The sequence below is a fragment of the Dongia sp. genome, assembly GCF_041910485.1.
GTDB lineage: Bacteria > Pseudomonadota > Alphaproteobacteria > Dongiales > Dongiaceae > Dongia.
In genome coordinates this window covers 64057-82891 of record NZ_JAYRQR010000047.1, presented here as the reverse complement: position 1 = coordinate 82891, position 18835 = coordinate 64057, and the positions used below count along the sequence as shown (strand labels likewise).

Annotated in this window: 13 protein-coding genes and 1 pseudogene; 4 read left to right on the top strand and 10 right to left on the bottom strand. The window is 59.4% G+C overall.

Annotated features, from left to right (window positions below; all coding sequences use genetic code 11):
* Positions 1-123: 123 nt before the first annotated feature.
* Genes ACE3PP_RS15225 through kdpA form a run of 5 tightly spaced genes read right to left on the bottom strand, consistent with a single transcriptional unit; the run spans position 124 to position 7896 of the window.
* Complete coding sequence (locus tag ACE3PP_RS15225; protein WP_374383779.1) at positions 124-819, bottom strand: response regulator; 696 nt, start codon at positions 817-819, stop codon at positions 124-126.
* Positions 816-3503, bottom strand: coding sequence for a DUF4118 domain-containing protein (locus tag ACE3PP_RS15220; protein WP_374383777.1), 2688 nt, complete (start codon positions 3501-3503; stop codon positions 816-818). Before ACE3PP_RS15220 ends, ACE3PP_RS15225 begins: the two co-directional genes overlap by 4 nt.
* 16 nt (positions 3504-3519) lie before the next feature.
* Positions 3520-4089, bottom strand: coding sequence for a potassium-transporting ATPase subunit KdpC (gene kdpC / locus ACE3PP_RS15215; RefSeq protein WP_374383775.1), 570 nt, complete (start codon positions 4087-4089; stop codon positions 3520-3522).
* 16 nt (positions 4090-4105) lie between these two features.
* Complete coding sequence (gene kdpB / locus ACE3PP_RS15210; protein ID WP_374383773.1) at positions 4106-6157, bottom strand: potassium-transporting ATPase subunit KdpB; 2052 nt, start codon at positions 6155-6157, stop codon at positions 4106-4108.
* Positions 6158-6168: 11 nt separating this feature from the next.
* Positions 6169-7896 (bottom strand): potassium-transporting ATPase subunit KdpA, encoded by a 1728-nt coding sequence (gene kdpA, locus ACE3PP_RS15205; RefSeq protein ID WP_374383771.1) that lies wholly within the window; start codon positions 7894-7896, stop codon positions 6169-6171.
* Between the two features lie 404 nt (positions 7897-8300).
* Between kdpA and ACE3PP_RS15200 the strand changes: the two genes are divergently transcribed.
* Entirely contained in the window at positions 8301-10025 is a 1725-nt protein-coding gene (locus ACE3PP_RS15200) for an ABC transporter ATP-binding protein/permease (RefSeq protein WP_374383768.1), read from the top strand.
* Positions 10026-10035: 10 nt separating this feature from the next.
* Here ACE3PP_RS15200 and ACE3PP_RS15195 read toward each other — a convergent pair whose 3' ends face one another.
* Both ACE3PP_RS15195 and ACE3PP_RS15190 read right to left on the bottom strand, forming a co-directional pair.
* A complete protein-coding gene (locus ACE3PP_RS15195) occupies positions 10036-11355 on the bottom strand; it encodes a GH1 family beta-glucosidase (RefSeq protein ID WP_374383766.1) in 1320 nt (439 codons plus the stop codon).
* Positions 11352-11924 carry a response regulator gene (locus tag ACE3PP_RS15190; RefSeq protein WP_374383764.1) on the bottom strand — a complete coding sequence of 191 codons (573 nt, stop codon included), beginning with the start codon at positions 11922-11924 and terminating at the stop codon, positions 11352-11354. Before ACE3PP_RS15190 ends, ACE3PP_RS15195 begins: the two co-directional genes overlap by 4 nt.
* 176 nt (positions 11925-12100) lie before the next feature.
* Between ACE3PP_RS15190 and ACE3PP_RS15185 the strand changes: the two genes are divergently transcribed.
* A complete protein-coding gene (locus tag ACE3PP_RS15185; RefSeq protein ID WP_374383762.1) occupies positions 12101-12748 on the top strand; it encodes a phosphoribosyltransferase in 648 nt (215 codons plus the stop codon).
* Between the two features lie 73 nt (positions 12749-12821).
* Here ACE3PP_RS15185 and ACE3PP_RS15180 read toward each other — a convergent pair whose 3' ends face one another.
* Together ACE3PP_RS15180 and ACE3PP_RS15175 are read right to left on the bottom strand one after the other, a co-directional pair.
* The gene (locus ACE3PP_RS15180) at positions 12822-13523 is read right to left on the bottom strand and encodes an AAA family ATPase (protein WP_374383958.1); all 702 of its coding nucleotides are present in this window, start codon (positions 13521-13523) and stop codon (positions 12822-12824) included.
* 75 nt (positions 13524-13598) lie between these two features.
* Positions 13599-14024: pseudogene (locus ACE3PP_RS15175) on the bottom strand (phosphotransferase); the annotation flags it as partial.
* 510 nt (positions 14025-14534) lie between these two features.
* Between ACE3PP_RS15175 and ACE3PP_RS15170 the strand changes: the two are divergent.
* Positions 14535-15032, top strand: a complete 498-nt coding sequence (locus ACE3PP_RS15170; protein WP_374383760.1) for a host attachment protein — start codon at positions 14535-14537, stop codon at positions 15030-15032.
* Positions 15033-15043: 11 nt separating this feature from the next.
* Here the strand turns inward: ACE3PP_RS15170 and ACE3PP_RS15165 are convergent, their stop codons facing one another.
* Positions 15044-16156: a murein L,D-transpeptidase gene (locus ACE3PP_RS15165; RefSeq protein ID WP_374383758.1), complete on the bottom strand. Its 1113-nt coding sequence runs from the start codon at positions 16154-16156 to the stop codon at positions 15044-15046.
* Positions 16157-16374: 218 nt separating this feature from the next.
* Between ACE3PP_RS15165 and ACE3PP_RS15160 the strand changes: the two genes are divergently transcribed.
* The gene (locus ACE3PP_RS15160; RefSeq protein ID WP_374383756.1) at positions 16375-18492 is read left to right on the top strand and encodes a mechanosensitive ion channel family protein; all 2118 of its coding nucleotides are present in this window, start codon (positions 16375-16377) and stop codon (positions 18490-18492) included.
* Positions 18493-18835 lie beyond the last annotated feature (343 nt).

The following is an 18835-nucleotide window of genomic DNA, read 5'->3' as shown; positions in this document are numbered from 1 at the left end:
GTTGGCCTCCTGACAGCTAGCTTGACACAAACAAAGTTAGACAATGTTGGTTCCGCCCTTGAAGCGGGCAGAACGTCGCTGCGACAAGTCGCATCAGGGCTGCTGCAGGTGCGAAAGGATTGCTTACTTACCGGCCGGAGCCAGGCGATAGCCAACGCCGGGTACGGTCTGGATGAAGGCCGGGTGCTGCGGATCGGTTTCGATTTTCTGTCGCAGCTGACGCACATAGACGCGGAGATACTCGATATAGTCGCCCTGGCCCGGCCCCCAGACGTGGGTGAGGGCCTGTTGATGGGTTACCACCTTTCCGGCATGTTCGGCGAGGTAAAGTAGAAGGTCGAACTCGCGGCGTGAGAGCTTTACCTCAGCCTCGCGCAGACGCACCTCGCGCGCGAGGACGTCGATGACCAAGTCGCCAAGGCGCAGCACCGCATTCTGGCCCCGCTGCTGCAGCCGATGCCGGAGGGCCGTGCGGACGCGCGCCATGAATTCGTCGATGCCAAAGGGCTTGGTCACATAATCGTCTGCGCCGCCGTCAAGGGCCGCGACCTTGCCCGCCTCGTCATCGCGCGCCGACAGGACGATAATGGGCAGCGGTGATTCAGTGCGGATGCGTCGGACCAAATCCTGGCCGTCCATATCGGGTAAGCCCAAATCGACGACCGCGAGCGCATAGGAACCACCCGCCAGTGCGGTGAGGGCCGCTTTACCCGTTTCAGCCTCAGACACATCGAAACCGTGCGCAATCAGGCTGCTCTTAAGGAAGCGGCGGATGGCGGGCTCGTCGTCGATGATGAGGACTCGCTGTGGGCCGCTCAAGACATCACCTGGAGGGTAAGTGGGAATGAGAGCGTGAAGATGGCGCCGGACCGATCGGTTCGGTTGCCTGCCTGGATCCTAGCTCCCATCGCCTCGGCAAAGCCACGGCAAATCGCCAATCCTAAACCGGTTCCAGCGCGACGGCGATCGGTGGCGCTGACACGGAAGAAGCGGTCGAAGATGCGTTCCAACTGATCGGGAGGAATGCCCGGTCCCTCATCGCACACACTTAGCCTCACTGTATCCTGGTCCTGTCGAGCACTTATGTGGATTTCGCTGTCGGATGGCGCGTATTTCGCGGCATTGTCGAGGAGATTGAGGAGGATCTGTCCGGTGAGTGTCGGATCGATATGCAGCAAAGGCAGAGCGGGCTGAAACTCGGTTGTGACACGATGCTGCGCAAGAATCGGAGCGGCCTGTGCAATCGTGGTTGTGACAATATCGGAGAGATCCGTTGGCTGGGCTGAAGGGGCGAGGGCGCCCGCCTCGAGGCGAGTCATATGTAGAATGTTGCCGATGAAGCGATTGAGGCGCTCGGCTTCCTCCTGCGCGGTGCGGAGGAGATCCTCACGCGTATCGTCGGGAAACTTTTGCCAGAGCGAGCGCAGGCTGGAAACGGAACCGATGATGGAGGCAAGCGGCGTCCGAAAATCGTGCGAAATCGACGTGAGCAAGGCCGTGCGCAATTTTTCCGTTTCCGTGACCACACGCGCCTTGTCGATATCTTGCTTCAAATTGATGCGCTCGATCGCGACCGCCGCCTGATCGCACAGAGCGTCGAGCAGGCGCTTCTGATCTGGGGTGAGCATGGCCCCGGGCTCTTCGCGGTCAAGGCCCATGACACCGATTTTGCCGCGCTCGGTGGCCAAGGGCAGGAAGAGGCGGCGGGCGCCCGGCAAGGTCTCCGCGCCACGACCCGCCGGCTTTCCATGGTCCCAGGCCCAGCGCGCGGCCGCCAGATCGGCCGCGTTGAGCTCGTCGTCGGGCGGATAGCCGATACGAACGGCGATGTCCCCATTGGGTTCCGGCAGCAAGAGGATGACATGGACCCGCAGCATCAAGGCAATCTGATGGGCAACCGCCCACAGGAGATCGTCCATTTCGCCGATCGCCGCCACCTTGCGGCTGAAATTATACAGTGCTGCCGTCGATGCCGCGCGTTGACGCGAGGCGCGCGCCTCTGCCTGCACCTTCGCGGTCAAATTGCTCGTCAGTATGGCAACAATGAGAAAGAAGAAGAGTGCGATGACGTTGGATGGATCGGCGACGGTGAACGTGTGAATCGGATCTAGGAAGAAATAGTTGTAGGCAAGCGTGCTGAGGATCGAGGCAAAGAGCGAAGGCCATAGTCCATAGTTAACTGCGGAGAACAGGACTGCGGCAAGGAACATCATGGAGATGTTGGGGAGATCGACAAAACGATCGATCCAAAGACTGGCCAATAAAGCGAGGCCAACCGTAAAGGCACTGCCGATATACGGTGTCAGACTGAAGGTGCCTTCGACCTCGGCAATTTCACCGCTCTGTTCTTCTTCGCGTACATGTTCTCCGGCGACGACATGAATGCCGATATTGCCGGATGCGCGGACCAGCTCGCGCACGACGGAGCCGTGCAGGATTTCGAACCAGCGGGACCGGTTCGACTTGCCGATGATGATTTGGGTGATGTTATTGCCCCGCGCGTAGGCAATGAGGTCGGCTGCAATGTGGTTGCCGGGCAGCGTGACGGCATCGCCGCCGAGACGCTCGGCGAGGCGCAGCGCCTCGTCAATCCGGTCACGGTCCTTTTCGGCAAGATGATGATAGCGGGTTGTTTCGACATAGACGGCGCTCCAGCGCGCCTGCAACCGATCGGCCGCCCGCTTGGCATAGCGGACCAGGCCGAACGAGGCTGGATGTTCATTGACGCAGACCAGCACCCGCTCTCCCGCCGCCCAAGGGCCGGCGATGGCATGGGCCTGCATGTAGTTGACCATCTGATCGTCGACACGTTGCGCTGTGCGTCGCAGGGCTAGTTCGCGCAGAGCAGTGAGGTTGCCTTCCGAGAAATAGTTCTGCAAGGCGCGCTCAGCGGCATCGCCAAGATAGACCTTGCCTTCCCGAAGGCGCTGGATCAGGTCTTTCGGCGTCAAGTCGATGAGTTCAAGTTCGTCTGCGCGGTCGACGACATGGTCGGGCAAGGTCTCACGGACGCGCACATGGGTAATCTGCGCTACGATGTCGTTGAGGCTTTCCAGATGCTGGATGTTGAGCGTCGAATAGACGTCTATCCCCCGACTGAGCAACTCCTCGACGTCCTGGTAGCGCTTGCTGTGGCGGCTGCCTTCCGCGTTCGTATGCGCGAGTTCGTCCACCAGGACGAGCTGCGGCCGACGGGCAATGATGGCGTCGATATCCATTTCAGGAAGATCATGGCCACGATAGGCGACCCTTGCCCGGGGGATGATTTCCAGCCCCTCAAGCAGTGCCTCGGTCTCGGTGCGGCCGTGGGTCTCGACGACACCGACGACGACATCGGTACCTTCTTGGCGGCGCTTCTTGCCGGCCAGCAGCATTTCATAGGTTTTGCCAACGCCAGGGGCCGCCCCGAGAAAGATCTTGAGGCGGCCGAGATGTTCCGCCTGCGCGGATTGCAAAAGTGCATCCGCGGAGGGGCGGTTCAGCTGTTCCGGCGCTGTGGCCATTTATGGCGCTATTCCGTCATTGAGCGGTGAGCCCATCAAGAGCGAGATTGAGCGTTAGCACATTGACCCGGGGCTCGCCAAGAATCCCAAATGTGCGGCCTTGGATCTGCTGGTCGACCAGGTTCCGAACCACGGCTTCGTCCATTCCTCGGGCCTTTGCTACGCGCGCCACTTGATAGTAAGCGGCGGCGGACGTCAAATCCGGGTCAAGGCCGCTGCCCGACGTCGTGACAAGATCAGCCGGAACCGGCGTTCCTGCCTCGTCCCGTTCGGCGGCAACGCTTGCCGCTACGCGATCGACCAGGACCTTTGAGGTCGGCCCGAGATTAGAACCCGAGGATGCGGCCGCGTCGTATCCATTGGCGCCCGCGGCGGACGGGCGACTGTGGAAATAGGTGGCGCCAGCAAAGCTCTGACCGATGAGGCGCGAGCCGATGATGCGGCCGTCCTTCACGATTAAGCTGCCGTGAGCGGCGTCCGGGAAAGCAAGGCCGGCGATACCGGTGACGGCCATCGGATAGATCACGCCCGTGATGACGGTCAGAATGATCAACAGTAGAAAGGCCGGGCGCAATTGCGCAAGCATAGTGGTTCTCCGTTCCTTATACCATGTGGAGCGCGTTGATGGCGACGTCAATCACCTTGATGCCGATGAAGGGCACCAACAGACCACCGACGCCATAGATAAGCAGATTGCTGGCCAACAGCGATCCAGCGCTCTTGGCCTGATAGCGCACCCCTTTGAGGGCCAAAGGAATGAGCGCCACGATGATGAGGGCGTTGAAGATGATGGCCGAGAGAATGGCGCTTTCCGGTGTCGACAATCCCATGATGTTGAGCACGCCGAGTTGGGGATAGAAGGCGGCAAACATGGCCGGGATGATGGCGAAGTATTTGGCCACGTCATTGGCGATGGAAAAGGTGGTCAGGGCGCCGCGCGTCATCAGCAGTTGCTTACCGATCATGACGATTTCGATAAGTTTGGTCGGGTTGCTGTCCAGATCGACCATGTTACCGGCTTCGCGTGCTGCCTGGGTACCGGTTTGCATGGCGACGCCCACATCGGCCTGCGCCAGTGCCGGCGCGTCATTGGTCCCGTCACCACACATCGCAACCAACTTGCCCTTGGCTTGCTCATCGCGGATGAGCTTAAGCTTTGTCTCCGGCGTTGCCTGGGCGAGGAAGTCGTCGACGCCCGCTTCGGCCGCGATGGCCGCAGCCGTCAACGGATTATCGCCTGTGATCATGACGGTGCGAATACCCATGCGCCGCAACTCTTGGAAGCGCTCACGGATGCCGCCTTTAACGACGTCCTTTAGATGAATGACGCCGAGTGCGCGATCATCGTCGACAACGGCGAGAGGGGTTCCGCCGCTTTTGGCGATGCGTTCAGCGATTTCATTCAGTTCCGGGGAGATGCTGGTAAGACCGCCTTTACGGGCTTTGAGAAACTCGAGTACGGCGTCAACGGCACCTTTGCGAATGGAGCGACCGTCGACATCGATTCCGCTCATGCGGGTTTGCGCGCTGAACGGCACGAAAGTCGCATGCATTGGTGCCATCTCGCGACCGCGCAGCCCGTATTTTTCCTTGGCGAGGATCACGATCGAGCGGCCTTCCGGTGTTTCGTCGCTGAAAGAGGCGAGTTGGGCGGCGCTGGCAAGTTCTTCGGCAGCAACACCGCTGACCGGTACGAACTCGGCAGCCAAGCGATTGCCCAGCGTAATCGTGCCGGTCTTGTCGAGCAGCAAGGTGTCGACGTCTCCGGCGGCTTCGACCGCGCGCCCCGACATGGAAAGCACGTTGAATTTGACCAACCGATCCATGCCGGCAATGCCGATTGCCGAGAGCAGGGCGCCAATGGTTGTGGGAATGAGCGTCACAAACAGGGCGATGAGGACAATAACCGATACCGTACCACCGGCATAGGCAGCAAAGCTCGGGATGCTCGCCACGGCAAAGATGAAGATCAAAGTCATGCCGGCCAACAGGATGTTGAGCGCAATCTCATTGGGTGTCTTTTGGCGCTTGGCGCCTTCGACGAGACCAATCATGCGGTCAAGGAAAGTTGAGCCCTGGGCGGCCGTGATCTTCACCTTGATTTCATCCGAAAGGACGCGCGTCCCGCCGGTAACAGCCGAACGATCGCCGCCGCTCTCGCGAATGACCGGCGCAGACTCACCGGTAATGGCCGATTCATCGACGGACGCAACACCTTCTACGACTTCGCCGTCGCCTGGTATGAGGTCACCGGTTTCGACCAGGACGATATCGCCTGGCTGCAAGGAGAGGGCGGACACGATTTCATAGGGCTTCGTTTGTCCGAGCTTCTTGGCAGTCGCGTTGATGCGCGACTTTCTCAGCGCGTCGGCCTGTGCCTTACCGCGTCCTTCTGCAACTGCTTCGGCAAAGTTTGCAAAGAGTACAGTCACCCAGAGCCAGCCAACCAATTGGCCGGCAAAAAGGGAGCCGTTCCCTTCAATGAAATCTCGGGCGAAGAGAATTGTGGCGATCACGGCCACCAGTTCGACCGCCAGCATGACTGGGTTGGTGTAGAGACTGCGCGGATCCAGCTTTTTAAAGGAGGCAATGGCGGCCTCGGCAATGATCCCGCGATCGAGCAGCGTCGATTTGCGCTTGGATGGGTTGGACATTTTACAGTTCCTTAGAAGAGCTGACCGGCCTGCATCATCAGATGTTCGACCACAGGGCCGACAGCCAATGCCGGGAAGTAGGTAAGGCCGCCCACAATCAACACCACACCGACGAGAAGAGCGATGAAGAGAGGGCCGTGTGTCGGAAAAGTGCCGACACTGGCAGGGGCCGATTTCTTGGCGGCTAGCGAGCCGGCGATGGCCAGCATGGGCAGGATCACAAAGAAACGGCCAATGAACATCGCGATGCCCCCGGTCATATTGTAGAATGGCGTGTTGCCGGTGAATCCACCAAAGGCGCTGCCATTGTTTGCGGCACTGGATGTGTAGAGATAGAGAATCTCGGAGAAGCCGTGGGGGCCGCCATCCTGAACGCTCTTGAGCGCGTCGGGGAGCACGGTTGCCAGAGCGGTGAAGCCGAGAACGACCAAGGGGATGCAGAGAATGGCAAGGACGGTCATTTTGACCTCGCGTGCCTCGATTTTCTTTCCGACATATTCCGGCGTACGCCCCACCATCAGCCCTGCGATGAAGACCGACAGGATGCAAAAGAGCAGCATGCCATAAAGGCCGGCGCCAACGCCGCCGATGATAACCTCACCCAGAAGCATGTTGACGAGCGGGATCATGCCGCCGAGGGCCGTGAAGCTGTCATGCATCGCGTTGACGGCGCCGCAGGAAGCGGCTGTGGTGATGACGGCAAAGAGCGAGGAATTGGCGATGCCGAAACGGACTTCCTTGCCCTCCATGTTGCCGCCGCTTTGCAAATTGCCAGCGACCTGGTCGACGCCGAGTGCGGTAAAGGCTGGATTTCCCTGCGCCTCGGCCCAGTAGCAGATGCCGACACCGATAAGGAACAGGATACCCATTGCCGCGAAGACGGCCCAACCTTGGCGCTGGTCCCCGACCATGCGACCGAAGACGTTGGTCAGCCCGGCGCCGATGGCGAAGATCGCCACCATCTGGATGAAATTCGATAGGGCCGTGGGGTTTTCGTATGGATGTGCTGCGTTGGCATTGAAGAAGCCGCCACCATTGGTACCCAGCATCTTGATGGCAACCTGCGATGCGACGGGACCTTGGGCGATCGTCTGCTGCGCGCCCTCAAGAGTCGTTGCGCTGACATAGGCATCAAGGTTCTGCGGCATCCCCTGCGTCACAAGAAAGAGGGCGATCAGGAATGCCAATGGCAGCAGGATGTAGAGCGTGCAGCGCGTCAGGTCGACCCAGAAATTGCCGATCCCGGCAGCCGAACGACGCGCGAATCCCCGAATGAGCGCTACCGCGAGTGCAATGCCGGTGGCGGCCGAGACGAAGTTCTGGACGGTGAGACCCAGCATTTGGGTGAGGTAGCTCATCGTTGTCTCACCGGCATAATTCTGCCAGTTCGTGTTTGTCACGAAGGAGATGGCTGTGTTGAAGCTAAGGTCCGGCGCGAGCGCGCCAAATCCTTGGGGGTTCAACGGGAGGTATTGCTGCAGCCGCATCAGCGCGAACAGCAGCAGGAAGCCGGCGCCGTTGAAGAGCAGCATGGTCAACGCGTAGACGGACCAGTGCTGGTCTTCCCTGGGATTGATCCCGCAAACACGATAGATCGCCCGTTCGACAGGGCGGAGGAAAGGAGAGAGAAAAGTCGTCTCGCCCGCGAAAAGGCCAGTCATATAGGCGCCCAGCGGCTTGGCGAGCGCAATGATGACGACGCAGAACAAGCCGATCTGAAGTAGACCGTTGGCAGTCATGAAATCACCGGTGGGTCAGAGTTTTTCCGGCCAGATGACCGCGAAGGTCATGTAGCCGAGGAGCAGCACGACGGCCGCCCCACCAAGGAGCAGATCAAGAATCATTTACAATCAGCCTCAGATATGGGCGCACGCCCGCGCATAAAGGCAGGCCGCAATGAAGAGACCCGCTGCGAACGCAGTATAGAGAATGTCGACCATGGTTCATCCCGTTGCTTGGAGGACCATGATTAATTACGTGTGGGCGGCATAAAGATTCGAGACGATTTTGGCGGGACCGGCATAAAGAGTGCATAAAGAAGCGGCGCGCTGCCGAACTTGGAATATCGCTAAATCAATAGGTTAATAACCTGGATGGGTTCTGCTATGCTCTGGCGGGGGTGGGCAATTCGAAGCGGATTGGCATGAGTTGGTGGGCAGCTATTCGGCATTTCTGGCGTGTTGCCGGTGGGTACTGGTGGGCAGAGCATCGGTGGCTGGCCCGATTCCTGGTGCTGGCGCTGATTGCGCTGACGGTGGCGCAGATCAGTATTCCGGTTGCCATCAATCTTTGGATTCTTGATCTCTTCAATGCATTGGAGAGTCGGGCTATGGACCGGCTATCTTTTCTGCTTATCTTCCTCTTGCTCATCGTTGTAGCCAATGTCGTGATCGTCAATCTGCATCTGCGTGTGAAGCGGCAATTGCAGATCGGGTGGCGGGAATGGCTGACGGAAAAGATCACGAACGAATGGATGGTGGCGGGCAGGCCCTATCTGCTGACCTTTGTACCGGGCGCCCATGACAATCCCGACGGACGAATTGCCGAGGACGTACACAATGCGACGGAGTATGCGATCGATCTGTCGCATTCGCTGCTCTATGACGTCCTGCTGCTGATCAGCTTCACGCGCATTCTCTGGTCCCTTTCCGAGCCACCCTACTATTTGATCGACGACGTTCAGATTCATCTGCCCGGCTACCTGATCTGGATCGCCATTGTTTACGCTGCAATCGGGACGATCTGCGCTCTGACATTGGGGCGATTCCTGGTGCGATCCGTCGACCGGCGACAGACGGCCGAGGCGGACTTTCGATTTGGTCTGGTGCACGCGCGCGAAAATGCGCTGCGAATTGCATTGGCCAAGGGGGAGGCGAATGAAAGAGACAATTTTCGCCGCCTGTTTTCCGGTGTCCATGTCGCCTGGGACGGCGTTACCGCGGCGCTCGCGCGCATGTTCTATTTCAGCTCGAGCTGGTCCGTGCTGTCGCAGGTATTCCCGACCCTCATCATGGCGCCACGTTACATGCTGGGGCTCATCACTTTGGGCGCGCTGATGCAGACGGCCCAGGCGTTTCAGCAGACTGTCGCAGCTCTTTCCTGGGCCATCGACAATCTGGGCAAGTTCGCCGATTGGCGCGCATCCGTCGAACGGATGATGGGACTCCATGACGGGATTGTCGCTCTGGGGCATGGCAGGGAAGGTGGCATTGAAATTGTGGCCTCGAACCGGGCGGCTCTGACGCTGCACAATGTTTCAATCAGTAACGCCGCCGGCGACGCCGAGTTGGCGGCCGTCAATGCCGAAATCCGCCCGGGGGACCATCTGCTAGTGACTGGAGAGACTGGCCCGGCTGCAAACATCATGAAAGCCGTGGCGGGGCTGTGGCCCTGGGGTACCGGGCGGGTCGAGATTCCGGCCGGCGCCGAGATCTATTTCATGCCATCCCGGCCGTACATGCCCGCCGACAGACTGCGCAACGTCCTATGCTATCCGCTTCCGCCATCAGCGCGAGACGAGGCTGCGATCGTGGCGGCTCTTCGGCAAGTGGGGCTCGATCATCTCATCGATCGGCTGGAAGAGGTGGCGAAATGGGATCAATCGCTGACTGCCGATGCGCAGCAGCGCCTTGGTTTCGCTCGCTTGCTGTTGCAACGACCCAGCTGGATATTCCTTGAGGACGCGACAGAAGCGCTCGATGTGACTGGCCAGAGGGAGATGGTGCAGCTCCTCAATCGCGAATTCTCCCATGCCGCCATCGTTGCCATCGGCCACCGCGATACGCTGTCGGGGTTCGGCACCCGGGCGGTCAGCGTGGTGCGCGATGCCGGCGGATTGATCCTGAAGGACCTCTCACCGCCTCGATAGCGGATGCCGGTCAAATGTCCACGCGTCCGGCAATGAGATCGCTGAACCAACGGCCGGACGCTTTGACGGTACGTTTGCCGGTCGCGAAGTCGACGAAGACCAGACCGAAGCGGTTCGAATAGCCGGAGCCCCATTCGAAATTGTCGAGTAGAGACCAGACGAAATAGCCACGGACGTCGGCGCCAGCGGCGATCGCAGCGCGCATCGCCCGTATATAGGCGCTGAGATATTTGATGCGGTGCGGATCGTCGATTTCGGCACCGGTTTCCGCGCGACCGCCACAGCCATTTTCGGTCACGTAGATCGGCAAGCGGTAACGACGGGATAGGTCGATGAGCTCGTCACGGAACATGTCGGGAAAGATCGGCCAGCCGATATCCGATTTTGGTGCGTCGGCCGGAGCTCCGCCCCAAGCGAACCCCCAAAGCGCTGCTGGATCGGCCTTGGCGAAAATCGGGCCGTAATGGTTGAGACCGAAATAATCGCAGGGGCGGGAGATCCGAGCCATATCGCCGGGCCGTATGAAAGGGGCAAGATCATCGGCGAGTGCGGCGGGATAGACACCGTTCAATTGCGGCTCCGGAAAGGCGTCATTCCAGAAGGCGTGCAACTTTCGCGCGGCGAACGCGTCGGCGTCGCTGTTCGATTCCGGGATGACACGCTGGCGGTTGTGAATGCAGCCGACGCGCGCCCCCGGGACCAGAGCACGGAGAGTATCGACAGCGACGCCGTGTGCCAGATTCACATGGTGGATCGCCTTGAGGTGTGCCGTGCGATCGATCTGGCCCGGCGCGGACCAATCCATGGCGTAACCGAACAAGGTGAAGACGGAGGGCTCGTTGATGGTCGCCCAACGCTTGACGCGATCGCCATAGCGGCGGGCGAGGAGGGCCGCGTAGTCGGCGAACCAGCCGACGATATCACGGTTGGTCCAGCCGCCCAGGTCCTCCAATGCCTGTGGGAGATCCCAATGATAGAGACACAGCCACGGCTCAATGCCAGCGGCAAGCAATCCATCAATGAGGCGATCATAAAAGGCCAAGCCAACTTCATTGGTAGCGCCCTTGCCGTTAGGCAGGACACGGGGCCAAGCGACAGAGAAGCGATAGGCGGGTATATGGAGGTCGTGCATCAGCGCGGTATCTTCGCCGAAGCGATGGTAGTGATCGCAGGCGATGTCGCCCGTATCGCCATTGGCAACCTTGCCTGGTGTCCGGCAGCGTGTATCCCAAATGCTGGGCTTGCGGCCATCTTCCGCGACGGCGCCCTCTATCTGATAGCTGGATGTCGAAACACCCCAGGTGAAACCGGTCGGCCAGCGCGTGGTCATGATGAGTCCTTTGGAGTGTCGGGTTGGCCGGCGGGGTCGCCACGCCGTTCCTCGCCGTCATAGGTGACGATGCGCCGGCGGCGATCTGGTCCACGATAGACGTTGCCTTTCACGAAGGCCCTCGGGGCCTTTAAGGCCAATTCAATACGATCGAGAAGTCCGCCGGGCGAAATCGGTTTGGCGAGGATTTCGGTTGCGCCGCAATCGCGCATGCGACGCACATTGTCTGCATCTGTGTGGGCCGAAACCATGATAACGGCAATTTGCTGGTAGGGTTGTCCTTCGGCTGCTCTGATCCGGCTGATGAAATCGCTGCCGACGTGGGTTCCGATCATCTGGTCGGCGATGACCAGATGATAGCGGTCCGTTGCGAGAAGAAGGAGCGCGTCTTCGGGGTTGTTAGTGACGCTGACGCTTTCTGTGCCAAATCCTCGAAATATCTGCTGAAGCAGGCGTCCGAAAAAAGCGTTGTCATCCAGCACCAGGACCGTCAGGGCCGAATAATCAATTTCCCCATTTGACTTGCGCAAAGGGCGCCTGACACTGTCGGTCGGTTCACGATCAGACATTGCTTGACCCAAAAAAGCGTCACATTTCAGCGACTCAGGATTGGCTCCCAGTCCGCTCCCCTTATTGCAAAGCATATTTCTATTTGGCACTCAACTGATGGCCGAACGAATGATCCAGATCATGCGGTGGGTCCGTGCCTCTGATATATAAAGAACTCCCCATTGGAGTGGACCAGATGACCTTTGCCGACAGGAGCGAGGCGGGCCGCCGACTGGGTGTCCGCCTGAAAGCCAAGGGGTTTGAAAAGCCAATTGTTTATGCTCTGCCGCGCGGTGGCCTGCCGGTGGGGTTTGAGGTCGCCAAGATGCTGAAATGCCCCCTGGACATCGTTCTGGTGCGAAAAATCAGGGCGCCTTTTCAACCGGAATTGGCCTTGGGCGCCGTGGTGGATGGCAGGCCGCCTGAAATCGTGCTCAATGATTTCGCCACCCAGCTGCAACCGTCCAAAGAGGCAATTGATGCTGCGGCCAGATTGGAATTGCAGGAACTGGCCCGGCGTCGCGCCATCTATCTGGCGGGGCGGCCGACCGAGCCGGCCAAGGGGAGGACGGCGATCGTGGTTGACGATGGTTTGGCGACCGGCGCGACAGCGCGTGCGGCGCTGCGGGCCATGCGTCGCCAGGAGCCCAAGCGGCTGATTTTGGCAATTCCAGTCGCAGCGGTGGGCTCATTGCGCGATCTTTCAAGAGAGGCGGATGAGATCATTTGTCTGGAGCAGCCGGAAGATTTTGACGCGGTCGGAGCATACTATCTCGACTTCACCCAGTTGAGCGACGCTGAAGCTGTTGAGATTCTCTCCAAGGCCCGGGCAAATTTGGTTTGAAACAGGCTGGTAGCCAAACAGGCAATCGGCATTCGGCTCGTCGCGCTAACCGAGGCCGAAGAGCCAAATTCCGTCATGGCCTGAGGTACGCCTCAACCGCTCGGACGACAGCATCAAGTTCGTTGCCCGCATCAATCTGTTCCCAGTCCATCTCTCCGACATCATAGGTCAATTGCTGTTCAAGGACCTCGGCGGTTGCATCCGAGGCATCGTGTCGACGAGCCACGATGCGCCGGCGCAGCACATCGGGCTCACCAGTCAACCAGACGCCGCAGAAGGGTATTTTGAGTCGGGCGGCAAGGCCCTGCATGGCTGCGCGCTCGCCATGACGCGCCGCGACGGAATCAAGAATGACGCTTTGTCCCGAACGAAGCGCTGCTTCGGCTGAATCGAGGAGGGATCGGTAGACGCGGTCGCTAATGTCGGCGGCGTAGGCGTCGGCAGGCAGGCGTTCTTCCGGCGCGCGGCCGAACAGTCGCTTGCGAAAGACATCGCTGCGCAGCACTCTGGCGCCCGGCGCACGCCCGATGGCGGCCGCCACGGCTGCGGCAACGCTTGACTTTCCGGTGCCGCTAAACCCGCCAATTGCGATCAACTGCGGTGAGGCGGACTTCAATTCGTGGCAGGCGAAATCGAGATAGGCTTCCGCCTTGGCGCGGGTCGCCTGACTATCATCATGCGCGGTCGCCAAAGTCGTGGCTGTCACGTGCGCGCGAACTGCCGCCCGCAACGACAGGAATAGCGGCATCAACGGCAGGCCCGTCTCGTCGTTCATCAGATCCATGTACCGGTTGAAGACACGGGACGCACCTCCAGCAAGCCCACGGAATCGCAGATCCATCAACAGGAAGGCAAGATCGTAGAGTGTGTCGGTACAGGAGATGAGCGGACTGAACTCGATACAGTCGAAGATCGTCGGTTCGCCATCGAGCAAACATATGTTGCCGAGGTGGAGATCGCCATGACATTGCCGGACATACCCGTCAAAGCGCCTGCGTTCCAAGAGTTCACCCGACGCTTCGAATGCTTCAGCCGTCGCTCGCTTCAGGGCATCAATCTGCGGGAGGCGGTTGCCCCGCCCGAGCGTTCGTCGCAAATTCTGGTCGTTGATGGCAATGACAGCGGCAATACCGGCGGCGCCCCCTTGGTCCGTGCGCAAGTCGGCGGACCGATGAAAGGCCGCGATGCGGTCGGCAAGGCGCAAGAGATGCTTATTCGTCAGGTTATTTGTCTCAGCAAGGTTGCTGAACAGGCTTTCCTGCGGGAAGCGTCGCATGACCACCAGCCAATCGACTGGTTCTCCGTCTCCCCCGAAACCGAGCGAGCCGTCGGACCGACGCCGGACGGCGAGAACGTCGAGATAGAGGTCGGGTGCCGTCCGGCGGTTAAGGTCCAGTTCTGTTCGGCAGGCCTGTTCGCGAAGCGCCAAGGTGCCATAATCCAGGTAGGAGTAGGTAACTGCACGTTTGAGCTTGTAGGCGCGATCGCCAACCAGAAATATGACAGAGGCGTGGGTTTCAATCGTTTCGACCGAAACAAGGCCAGCTTTCCCGAAAGCGGCATAGCTCGCGGGTTGCCGCAAAAAGTCGACCACGACAGCCTGGGCATCCTTCGCGGCTGCGACGATTGCTCCAGTCTCAGCGCTATTCCCAGACAATGTTTTCCTCCTTACGATCCAAATACATCCACCTGAATCCAGGTGGATAGAAGGGCGATTTGACCTGTATCAACACGGCCTCGGTCATTCGGCCCGAGAATTCTACCCGTCAAGTTTCAGGAGGCTCTCATGAAATCCGCACCAAAGACCAGGGCGTCGCGCAGTAAAGATATGCGGACCTGGATAGTCATTGCTGATGGCGGTCACGCCCGAATATTGGAAAGTGATACCCTGCATACCGGGGTGGCTGTTCGCTTGGAGATGCATTCAGACTCTCGCCTGATTGGTGGGAAATTGGCGGCCGACCGGTTGCCTCGAGCGCAAGAGAGCGCCAATTCGGCGCGTCACGGAATAGAGCCGCGCCTGTCTCTGAAACAGCATGAGAAGGATCTGTTTGTGGCGAGGCTTGCCGATTATCTCAAAGGTGGGAGGAGCCGCTTCGATCAACTGGTCATTGTGGCGCCGAGCCGGATCGGAAAGTCGCTGGTTCAATTGCTCCCTCCACCGGTAGCGGCGAAAATTGCACTGTGCCGCAATTCAGATATGACATGGATGGGTGTAGCCGAAATTCTCACCCGCTTGGGGCCGATCGGCAAGCAGTTGCAGAAGAGTCGCGAAGGCCAGTGAAGAGGGGCGATCTATTGGTTCCCATCCTGGTCATAAATGTCATTTCTGAAATGCACCGTGTCGTCTGGCTCGACCCAAGCTGTGTCGTAAACGAGATGGATCGGCATGGGCCGGTCCAGCCTGACGGTTGCCGTCTTTCCGGTGGCTACGGCAGATGCGATGTCCAGCTCATCCCAACCGGTCTGGCCCTTCAGCAGATGGCGCGCCAGCTCCTCGGCGTTCGACAGGCGCACGCAACCATGACTAAGGTGCCGCTCGTCCTGGCCAAAGAGGCTTGGCGCATTGGTATCATGCAGATATATGCTCTCATCGTTCGGGAACACGAATTTGTACCGACCTAATGGATTGTCGGGACCAGGCGCCTGCTGAATCATGCCGTCCACCAGACTCATATGATGGGCGCGCATGTAACCCGGCTCACGACGGATGCGCGGCATAAGTTCCGATTGCGCGATATGTGGAGGGACCGACCAAGTTGGATTGAAGACGAGTCGATCGATGGTCCCGTCTAAGCGCGGCGTTTGCCAGTTCGGACGACCGACGATGACTCGCGTTTCGAAAAGGACCGCTCCGTTGTCGACAAGCCTATAGGTTGCCGCCGCTGTGTTGACGGCGATGTAGCGATCTCCCCAGTTGCGCTTCTCTCTCAACTGACGGCTCAAATTCTGGCGAAGCGCGGAGAGGCGGCTGGCAGCGGGGATATTGAGCGCAGTGAGCGTGCGACGGCCGAGAACGCCATCTTCGGTCAGTCCGGTCCGGTGCTGGAAGCGGATCAGTGCGGTGTGAAGGTCGGCATCGAACAGGGGCGACTGCGATGGCTTGGCCAGATCGCCCTCGACAGCCAATCGCGCACGGAGTGTCGGGACCAGGGGGCTCGAATCGCCTTGTCGCAAGCTTTCTGTCGGCGGTACGAGGGGCCAGCCACCGCTGGCGGTGATCTGCTCATATTGTGCGATGGCGGTGCGCAGGCGCCCGATCTCCGGCGTTTCTGATGAAGTCGGGGGGAGATTTGCAGGCTGTTCAATGGGCTGGGTGACGGTAGGGGGTGATGAAGGCGTCGAAGGTGCGGGTTCAGTGCCCTTGCTCGTGCCAACGGTCGGGTTGGTGCATGCGGCAAGAAACATGAGCGCAGTTGCCACGGCGCAGAACTGGAGGCGGTGAAAGTGCAAAAGCATGGTGGCGGGCCCGGATCGTTGTCCGAAAGGATGCCACATGAAATTGGGGGCGGGTTGAGGTAAATCAACGGTTGCTGTGAAGCGACGCAATCCCCAGTAGCGCCATACTGGGCAAGACCTCCAAAAAGAGGCAGCATAGGGGGGAGGCAAAGGCAAGGAGAGACTTGATGTTTGCGCGTGTGGTGGGGTGGATGGTGCTGGCTGTGGCAATATGCCTGTCTGGCCAAACCTGGGCGCAATCGAACTCCAGCACAACTTCAGCGCCGCCACAAATCGAGGAATTGCTGCGCCTACTTGATGATCCGGCCGTCAGGGAATGGGTGGCCTCCCAGCGACCCAATCCAGAAGCAACGAAGGTCGCATCGGAGGAGATTGCGCCCGGAATCTATATCGACCAGCGCCTTGCCGAGATCCGAAGCCACATCGCCAATCTGATGGCGGCGGTGCCGCGGTTGCCTGCTGAGTTTGGTCGGGCCAGGGATATCGTGATGGTGGAGTTCGAGAATCGCGGGATCGTCCGGATCGGCTCCCTCATTCTTGGATTCTTGGGCTTGGGATGGGTCCTTGAGTCATTGTTCCGCTGGGTCACCAAGCCGATACAGGTCTGGATCGTCAACATTCCACTGGACACTGTGGGCGAAAGATTGCGGGCTGCCGGAATCCGGCTGTTGTTCGGACTGGGGTTGGTGATTGCCTTCGCGCTAGGCAGTGTCGGTGCTTTTCTGGCTTTGACCTTACCGCCATTGCTGCGGGAAATCGTCCTTGCCTATCTGAGCGCCTTTTTGATCCTTCGTATGACATTGGTAATCGCCCGTTTCATTCTGGCGCCAGGTGGCGAACGGTTCCGGCTTGTGCCGGTCAATAGTGAAGCAGCGTGGTTCTGGTATCGACGGCTTGCGATTTTTGTTGGCTGGCTGGCGCTGGGATGGGTCTCCGTCGGTCTCCTGGGCACATTCGGCTTTGCATATAGTTCGCGCGTTTTGATCGCCTATGGCCTGGGGCTTGTGCTGCTCGCTGTTTGCGTAGAGGCGATTTGGCGCCGCCCGCCGGCGGATTTGACGGCCAGCATGCCGCTGCAAAACTCACACCGTGGCATCGTCAATTGGTTGCTTACGGGATATGTTGTCCTGCTGTGGGTGCTGTGGGTTGCCTCAGCCATGCCCACGTTCTGGCTGGCCGTTGCAGCGGTGGGTTTGCCGACAGCGATCCGTAGCGCACGTCATGCCGTCAATCACGTGTTGCGGCCGGCCGGTGCTGCGGTCGCGGGCAATGTACGCGGTGTTGCCGAGGTATCGATCGAACGCGGTGTTCGCGCACTATTGATCATCTGTGCCGCGTTGCTGCTGGCGCGAGCATGGCACATTGATCTCGTCGCGATGACCATGCAGGATACGCTTGGTACTCGTCTGACCCGAGGGATATTGAGTGCAGTCGTTATCGCCCTAGTGGCCGAGTTCATCTGGTATGTGGCGCGCGCTGTCATCGATGCCAAACTCGCAAGCGTCCCACAGAGCGCTATTGCTGACAGCGAGGATCTGCGGCGACAGGCGCGCTTGCGGACCTTGCTGCCCATCCTTCGGAATATCTTGTTTGTCGTCATCAGTGTCATTGCGCTGTTGATGGTACTGTCCGCAATGGGCATCGAGATCGCGCCATTGATCGCCGGTGCAGGCGTGGTCGGCGTCGCAGTTGGCTTTGGTGCCCAGACACTGGTCAAGGACATCATCAGCGGCATGTTCTTCCTGCTGGATGATGCTTTTCGTGTTGGTGAGTACATCCAGAGCGGCAGCTACAAGGGAACGGTGGAATCTTTCAGCCTGCGGTCTGTCAAGCTGCGCCATCACCGCGGCCCCCTCTACACGGTTCCTTTCGGCGAACTGGGAGCGGTTCAGAATATGAGCCGCGACTGGGTGATCGACAAGCTGACGATCGGCGTTACCTATGACACCGATTTGGAAAAGGCGCGCAAGTTGATCAAGGAAGTCGGCAAGGAACTGCAAGCCAATCCCGAGTTCGCGCCGAACATTCTGGAACCACTGAAGATGCAGGGCGTCGAGCAATTTGGGGACTATGCGATCCAGATTCGTATGAAGATGATGACCAAGCCGGGAGAGCAGTTTGTCATTCGTCGCAAGGCGCTGGCGCTCATTCGGAAGGTGTTCAATGAAAATGGCATCAATTTCGCGCAGCCGACGGTGCAAGTAGCCGGCGGGGGCGAGCATGTCAGTTCGGCGGCAGCGAAGCAGGTGCTGGATCTGGCGGCGGCACCGCAAGGTGATGCTTAACCACGCATCACCTTGACTCACCGGGCGAGGGCCCCATAGAAAATATCATATGATTAATTGACCGTGCCTTCGGCGTCGTGGCGCACGCACTACCTTGCCTAAAGACAGGAATCCAATATGGATATTTCGCTAAGTCCATCGGTTGTGCTGCCGGAGGACGGTTCAGCTGGAACGCTGGTTGGCCGCGTTTGGGCACCGGGACCAAATGCCGGGCCGTGTGTGGTGTTGGTTGATGGTGATGCGCTGAGAGACCTTTCTGCCGCTATACCGACCGTGGCAGGCCTCCTTGCCAGCGAAAGCGTCCTAACTACAGTGCGAGCAGCCGCCGCCAAGGCACCCGTTC

Excerpts from the sequence above, each read along its gene's own strand:
- ACE3PP_RS15220 (WP_374383777.1), bottom strand. The coding sequence starts at position 3,503 with ATGGCCACAGCGCCGGAACAGCTGAACCGCCCCTCCGCGGATGCACTT.
- kdpC (WP_374383775.1), bottom strand. The coding sequence starts at position 4,089 with ATGCTTGCGCAATTGCGCCCGGCCTTTCTACTGTTGATCATTCTGACC.
- kdpB (WP_374383773.1), bottom strand. The coding sequence starts at position 6,157 with ATGTCCAACCCATCCAAGCGCAAATCGACGCTGCTCGATCGCGGGATC.
- kdpA (WP_374383771.1), bottom strand. The coding sequence starts at position 7,896 with ATGACTGCCAACGGTCTACTTCAGATCGGCTTGTTCTGCGTCGTCATC.
- ACE3PP_RS15200 (WP_374383768.1), top strand. The coding sequence starts at position 8,301 with ATGAGTTGGTGGGCAGCTATTCGGCATTTCTGGCGTGTTGCCGGTGGG.
- ACE3PP_RS15195 (WP_374383766.1), bottom strand. The coding sequence starts at position 11,355 with ATGACCACGCGCTGGCCGACCGGTTTCACCTGGGGTGTTTCGACATCC.
- ACE3PP_RS15190 (WP_374383764.1), bottom strand. The coding sequence starts at position 11,924 with ATGTCTGATCGTGAACCGACCGACAGTGTCAGGCGCCCTTTGCGCAAG.
- ACE3PP_RS15185 (WP_374383762.1), top strand. The coding sequence starts at position 12,101 with ATGACCTTTGCCGACAGGAGCGAGGCGGGCCGCCGACTGGGTGTCCGC.
- ACE3PP_RS15180 (WP_374383958.1), bottom strand. The coding sequence starts at position 13,523 with ATGAACGACGAGACGGGCCTGCCGTTGATGCCGCTATTCCTGTCGTTG.
- ACE3PP_RS15170 (WP_374383760.1), top strand. The coding sequence starts at position 14,535 with ATGAAATCCGCACCAAAGACCAGGGCGTCGCGCAGTAAAGATATGCGG.
- ACE3PP_RS15165 (WP_374383758.1), bottom strand. The coding sequence starts at position 16,156 with ATGTTTCTTGCCGCATGCACCAACCCGACCGTTGGCACGAGCAAGGGC.
- ACE3PP_RS15160 (WP_374383756.1), top strand. The coding sequence starts at position 16,375 with ATGTTTGCGCGTGTGGTGGGGTGGATGGTGCTGGCTGTGGCAATATGC.